This window comes from Candidatus Kurthia intestinigallinarum (assembly GCF_003991225.1).
Classification (GTDB): domain Bacteria; phylum Bacillota; class Bacilli; order Bacillales_A; family Planococcaceae; genus Kurthia; species Kurthia populi.
The window spans coordinates 60,217-67,275 of the sequence record NZ_JTFC01000036.1 but is presented as its reverse complement, the minus strand read 5'-3'; the positions used below and the strand labels follow the sequence as shown (position 1 = coordinate 67,275).

Genomic DNA, 7,059 nt, shown 5'->3' with positions numbered 1-7,059 from the left:
CGATGCACGTTAATCGCTCGAAAGAACTTGACGATAATCTGCAGACGAAAAATGATCAAAAGGATGCGCTGGTCATCGCACGTTTGATACGTGATGGCCGATTTAGTTATCCACGCCTTTTAGAAGGCGTAGAAGCAGAATTAAGAAACGGTGCGACCTTACGTTCAAAGCTTCAAGAAGATTTGAGCGCACTTCAAAATCGCATTATCCGTTGGCTAGATCGATTTTTCCCAGAGTTTACACAAGTATTCAAAAGCTTTGGGAAAATGGCGTATGCGGTGCTTGAAAAAACACCGCTACCAATGGATATTCAAGGGAAAACGCCTGAAGAACTGCTTTCCCTTTATCGCCAAGTAGAAGGGCTGAAAAGCCCTCAACTGCCAAAATCGAAACAATTAGTCCGTATTGCGCCTCACTCAATTGGATTAACAGAGGGGCTTGTGATGGCACGTTTTGAAATAGCCACGCTACTTTCTCAGTACCATATGATGCAGGCACAACTCGATGAACTAACTTGTCAGCTAACGGCTCTTGCGAAACAAATGACGGATTATGATTATTTGGCGTCCGTTCCTGGTATCGGAGATATTACTATTCTCGATTTATTATCAGAAGTCGGTTCACTCGCACAATATGCACATCCACGCCAATTAATTAAACTAGCGGGGCTTACATTGCGTGAAAACTCTTCTGGCCAATCAAAAGGACAAAAAAGAATCTCTAAACGAGGTCGGCGTAAATTAAGGGCGCTTTTATTCCGCGTTATGATGCCTTTAATTCTTCATAATTCTGCTTTCAAAGCGCTTCATGAGTACTATACGACAAGGACGAAAAATCCTTTACGGAAGAAGCAGTCTATTGTCGTACTTTGTGGGAAACTGTTAAAGATTTTACATGCCTTGTGCAAAAAGAAAGTGATGTTCGATGAACATCAGATGATGACAGACTTTACGGTTCTCAAAGCAGCTAGCTGATTACATTTGACTGAAAGTCTAAGCAAAAGGATAACACGGAGAAGCCAGCACTATTCATCACCTTCGACCTTTCACTTCATGAATGAGTCCCTATAGGAGCATCGCTAGCCTCTGCCTTATGAACAGACCGAACGAAGGAATGTACGCGCAATTAGACGCCTAGAGATATGGGAGGGTTCGTCGTCATAAGCTACGCAGAGATCCAAAAGTGTATCATATAAACTTGGATTCAGAAGAAATTATTTCCATTTAATGGTCTCTTCTTTAGCGTAGCGTTTCGATGAATTAACATAAATATCAATTAATACAAAATTAAGTTAGATATGCGTGTTGGAAAATATTTTTTTGACACTCAAAAATGGCGTGAGCCATTGATATATCAACATTTATAGAGGGAGTGAATTGAACTTTTGAAAAAACTCCTAATTCTTACTCTTTTAAATAATTAATTTAAAAATGAATCAATAATTCATAAATGAATCAATAATTCCAAAAAACGATTCATTTATGAATTGAAAAGTTTTTAAAAGATTGATTTTTCAGTCTTTTTAAACTTGGCATTATTCTTGCATTATAAATAAGCGTACACCAATTTAAGGTGACTATTTGATACTTCCTAGGCAAGAACAATTCAAGCGGAAAGAGGCGAAAGTATATGGTTCAAAGTCGATTAGCAATTGATGTAGGTGGCACATTTACAGATGTTTTTGTATTTAACGAGGAAACAGGAGAAGTATTTGTCACAAAAACATCGTCAACGCCAGCAAATCCAGAACAAGGAATTTTAGATGGTATTGATAAGGCAAATCTAAAAGGACAAGACATTAAAGTATTTTCTCATGGAACTACTGTTGGCACTAACGCATTAATAGAACGTAAATTACCTAAGACAGCGCTTGTGACAACAAAAGGGTTTCGTGATGTAACAGAAATTCGCCGCGGCACAAAAGAAGATATTTGGGATATGTATGAAGACACTGCAAAACCATATATTAAGCGACGAGACCGCTTCGAAGTAGCAGAACGAGTAGATTATGAAGGACATATTTTAGAAGCATTGGATGAAGAGGAGATGCGTACTCTTGCGCGTAAGTTGAAGCGTCGTGAAACCGAATCGGTCGCTATTTGTTTTATTAATTCATACATGAATGGTGAAAATGAATGCAAGGCGAAGAAAATTATTGAAGAAGAGATGCCAGGAGTATATGTTTGCACCTCAAGTGACGTATTACCAGAAATGTTTGAGCATGAACGTATGAGTACGACCATTATAAATGCAGTATTAGGTCCGATTATGAGTCGTTATATTAAAAAACTTGAAGTTGAAATGAAGGATCGTGGTTATGAGGAAGATATTCTCGTTCTACACTCAGGTGGTGGAGTTATGACTTCTAGCACCGTACCAAAGTTTGCGGCAAGGCTAGCGAGTTCAGGTATTGCAGCAGGAGCGATTGCGAGCAAACATATCGCAAAATTATGTGGCTTTACGAATGCCATTGGGTTGGATATGGGTGGTACGAGCACTGATATTTCTTTAATGTATGATGGAGAAATTCGGATTACAAAAGATTGGGCAATTGAATATGGTTATCCAATTGGATTTCCGAGCATTGAAATCTTAACAATTGGCGCAGGTGGTGGGAGTCTTGCTTGGAAAGATGAAGGTGGTTCATTACGAAATGGCCCACAAAGTGCAGGAGCAATGCCAGGACCTGCCTGCTATAGCCGTGGTGGTACGGAACCTACAAACTCTGATGCCAACTTAGTGCTAGGTCGACTAGGTACAACATTATTAGATGGCTCAATGACATTAGATAAAGATAAGGCGGATGCAGCGGTTCAAAAAATTGCTACAGACTTTGACTATTCACTAGAAGAAGCGGCGAGCGCGATTATTGAAGTAGCCAATGCTAATATGAGTGATGCTGTACGGTTGATTTCTGTACGTCGAGGCTATGATCCACGTGATTTTGCACTTGTCGCTTTCGGTGGCGCAGGACCGCTTCATGGTGCAGAACTTGCAAAAGATTTGAATATCCCAATTGTTATCGTACCGCCCCATCCAGGTGTTGCGGCTGCGATGGGCTGTCTACTCGTAGATGTCCGTCATGATATTTCAAAAACGTATGTTAAAAATGCAGCAGATGCAACAGCAGTAGAGTTATTAGAACAATTCGCTGAAATGAAAAAAGAAGCAAACATGTTGCTTGAAGAAGAAGGTATTCCTGAGGAAAGCGCTACATTAATGAACTATGTAGATTTACGTTATAAAGGGCAATGGCGTTCTTTGGCTATTCCGGCTCCTGATAATTTTGAATCACTGTTGCCAATTTTAGAAGAATTCCACAAAGAACATGCGCGAGAATTTGCCTTTTCTGATGATACCCAACCCGTAGAAATTTACGGCTTACGTGTAACAGCAATTGGAACAGTACCAAAACCTGAACTTCCAACATATGAGGTAGAAGGGAAACTCGATGCTGCCATCAAGGAAACTCGTCCAGTCTATTTTAATAATACCTTCACTGAAGCAACTGTTTATAACCGCGAGCTTATCCCAGTTGGTGCGGTAATTGAGGGTCCCGCAATTGTGGACCAATTAGATACAACAACCGTCATTCCATCAGGATTTGTAGCGAAAGTAGATGCATATAAAAATATTATTATTTCTGTCACAACAGACTATTAAATGAGGAGGCGTTTGAATGGAAACAACTCGTAAATTAGATCCTGTAACATTTGAAGTATTAAAAAATGGGTTTGTCAATTTAGTAGACCAAATGGCTGAACAAATGTTACGTACGTGTTATTCGTTTGTTATTTATAACCGTGACTTTAGCTGCGCTCTTTGTGACGCGGATGGGAATACAATTATGCAAGGAACGCAAGATATTTCAGTGCATGTTGGAACACTACATTTAACAGCAAAAGCCGTCTTAGAAGACTTCGGCGATGATATTCACCCAGGCGATGTCTTTCTTGTTAATGATCCCTATCGTGGGGGAACACATTTTAGCGATACGCGTGTAATTTATCCGGTTTTTCACGAGCAACGTTTAATTGCACTCATGCAAACCAATGGTCACTGGGCTGATGTGGGTGGTTCAAACCCTGGTTCATTTGATGTGACAGCGAAAGAGCATTACGGCGAAGGAATGCGTATCCCACCAGTACGTATCTTCAGTAAAGGACATTATTTAAAAGATGTTGTAAACATTATTGTGAAAAATATGCGTCTACCGGAGGAACGTTTAGGCGATTTACGTTCGCAAGTTGAAGCTGCAAAAGTCGGAGAAGTACAACTACAAGCAATGATTCGTAAATATGGCGTTGAGACCGTACTTGAAGCATTTAGTGAAGTCCAAAATTACGTAGAACGCTTGACGCGTGCAAAGGTGAAAACATTGCCAAAAGGTACGTGGGAAACAGTAGATTATATCGACATGGATCCAGAAGTCGGCGATGGTTTAATTCCAATTCGTGTAAAAATGACGATTACTGACGATGAAATTTTATACGATTTATCCGGTTCCCACCCGTATATCAGTTGCTTCTTAAATGCTGGTTTTGGTTCAGCTTTATCGGGCACGTATGCTGGTACGAAGACATTTTTCCCTGAAATTCCACTAAATTCAGGGTTCTACCGTGTAGTAAAAACACATTTACCAGAAAATTCAGTTGTGAATGCACCTAGTCCCGTTGCTGTTTCTGGTTATTGCTCAGGTTCCTTTGAAAAGATTATGAATGCATGTTTTGAATTATGGTCTAATATTATGCCAGAACGTGCCTTAGCTTGTTCCTTTAATTTAGAATATTTACTCATTGGTGGCTATGATACACGTAATGGCGCACGAGACTATTTTATGTGGTATGACTGGATGGCTGGTGGACACGGTGGACGTATTGACCGCGACGGCGCTAATACCACTTCGCCTGTATTTGGAGTGGGCTTAAGTGTACAACCATGTGAAGGCCAGGAACGTTTATCTCCGGTTTTAACAACGAAACATGAAATCATTACCGATTCAGCAGGTCCCGGAAAATATCGCGGAGGGTGTGGCGTTGAAAAAGGTGGAGAACTTACACAGATTGATGGGACGGTAATGTCTTATTGCTGCGACCGTTCACGTTCCATTACATGGGGAATCATGGGTGGCCTACCATCCATTCCGCAAGGGGCGATTTTAAATCCTGGTAAAGATTCAGAACAATTTTTAGGTACCATCTTTTCAAATGTATCACTTCAAAAAGGCGATACATTTACACGCCCCGCTGCAGGTGGTGGAGGCTTAGGCGATCCTCTTGAACGCGACATGTATGCCGTGTTAGAAGATGTAATTGATGAATATGTATCAATCGAGCGAGCTCGTAAAGATTACGGCGTAATTATTCACGAAATTGATCGTGAATTAGATCAATTTGAAATCAATTATGAAGCGACACAAAATGAGCGAGACTATATTCGTCATAATCGAAAAAATTGGTTTAATGAAGCTCCAGAGGAAGTAGCGCGTTTATATCGTGCGGGAGAAATTAATCAAATGGATGTTATTCGCAAATATGGCGTGATTATGGATTATACGTCAAATAGCGTATTACCTATTTCGACAGCACAGTATCGGGAATCTATGGTCAATCGTACAGTCGCATATTGGTAAATGAAAAGGGAATAATAATTATTATTCCCTTTTTTCACGCTTTAGTTTTTTTAATTTTCTGACTACAGTTGGTTGGCTAATTCCTAGCAACGCAGCCATTTCATACGTAGTAGTCGCTTTTTCTTGTGCCTTTTCAAATAATTTGCGCTCAATCGCTTGAATCGCTTCGTTCAAATTAAGCGATTCACATTCTTCTAAATGCAGAGAGGATGGTAGCTCTTGCATGATTTCTATTGGTAGCTGATTGGGCATTATCACAAGACTATCTGTCGTTAACACAAGGCGCTCGAGTGCATTGGCTAATTCTCGTGTATTTCCCGGCCATTCATAATCTAAAAAAGCTTGAAAAGTAAGTGGGTGTAGCTTTTTTAATGTATCGTATTTTTTATTCATTTCATCTAAATAATAATGGATAAGTGCGGTAATATCTTCTGGACGTTTTCGTAATGGGGGAATGTCTACTGAAATGACATTTAGCCGATAATATAAATCTAAACGAAACTTTCCTTCATCCACCATTTTTCGTAAATCACGATTTGTGGCTGTCACTAATCGGAAATCTACATTGCTTTCTTTTTGGCTTCCAATTGCTTTAAATTTTTTTTCTTGTAATACTTTTAGCATCTTTACTTGCATTGTTAGTGGCATTTCCCCAATTTCATCTAAAAATAGTGTCCCTTGATGAGCTTGTTGAATTAACCCCATTTTCCCATTCTTACTAGCACCTGTAAAAGAACCAGACTCATACCCAAACATTTCTGATTCAAATAAAGTTTCAGGAATGGTACTACAGTTCACTTCAATGAAAGGCCCTTCAGCACGATTGCTCTGGTCATGAAGATAACGGGCAAGCATACTTTTTCCCACACCTGATTCTCCTAGCATTAAAACAGCTACGTCTGTATGAGCGACACGGTTTAGTATCGCTAGCACGTTGTCAAAGGATTTACTACGATATGTAATTTGGGCCTTTGATTGCAGCGAAGACATTTCAGCTTGTACGCTTTCGAGTTTCCGTTGTAATTTATCATAATTTTCATGCAAGTTTAAGATATTCATTTGGTCTTGCGTATAACAAATAACGTATAACAAAGTGCCATCTTCATTAAAAATTGGATAGGCGGTTGTCATTAAAAAACGGTTTGTTTTTGTTTCTTGCATGACTTGCGCTTTGCGTTGGGTTTGAATAACGAATGAAATAACAGAAGGCTTTAAAATTTGCTGTTCTTCTAATTCATAAACCGTTTTCCCAACAATAGCCGACATATTGTCTACGCCATAAAGATGCCAATGCTCTTCATTCGTGAAAAGAACAACTCCATACTGATCTGTAATGGTAATATTATTATTCGATGTCTCAATAATTGATTGTAATAATAAATGTAAATCGATTAGTTTCGTCATAATTTCACCTCTATTCATTATAG

The 7,059-nt window shown here is 39.3% G+C and carries 4 protein-coding genes; 3 read left to right on the top strand and 1 reads right to left on the bottom strand.

Features of this window, described 5'->3' with window-relative positions:
- From QI30_RS14730 to QI30_RS14720, 3 genes are all read left to right on the top strand, one after another.
- Positions 1-974, top strand: a 974-nt coding sequence (locus QI30_RS14730; protein WP_126991360.1) for an IS110 family transposase, incomplete at its 5' end; no start/stop codon positions are given.
- 655 nt (positions 975-1,629) lie between these two features.
- On the top strand, positions 1,630-3,663 hold the full coding sequence (locus tag QI30_RS14725; protein WP_126991359.1) for a hydantoinase/oxoprolinase family protein: 2,034 nt from the start codon (positions 1,630-1,632) through the stop codon (positions 3,661-3,663).
- A gap of 16 nt (positions 3,664-3,679) precedes the next feature.
- Positions 3,680-5,632 (top strand): hydantoinase B/oxoprolinase family protein, encoded by a 1,953-nt coding sequence (locus QI30_RS14720; protein ID WP_126991358.1) that lies wholly within the window; start codon positions 3,680-3,682, stop codon positions 5,630-5,632.
- A 21-nt stretch (positions 5,633-5,653) separates the two neighbouring features.
- Here the strand turns inward: QI30_RS14720 and QI30_RS14715 are convergent, their stop codons facing one another.
- Positions 5,654-7,036, bottom strand: coding sequence for a sigma-54 interaction domain-containing protein (locus QI30_RS14715; protein WP_126991357.1), 1,383 nt, complete (start codon positions 7,034-7,036; stop codon positions 5,654-5,656).
- Positions 7,037-7,059 lie beyond the last annotated feature (23 nt).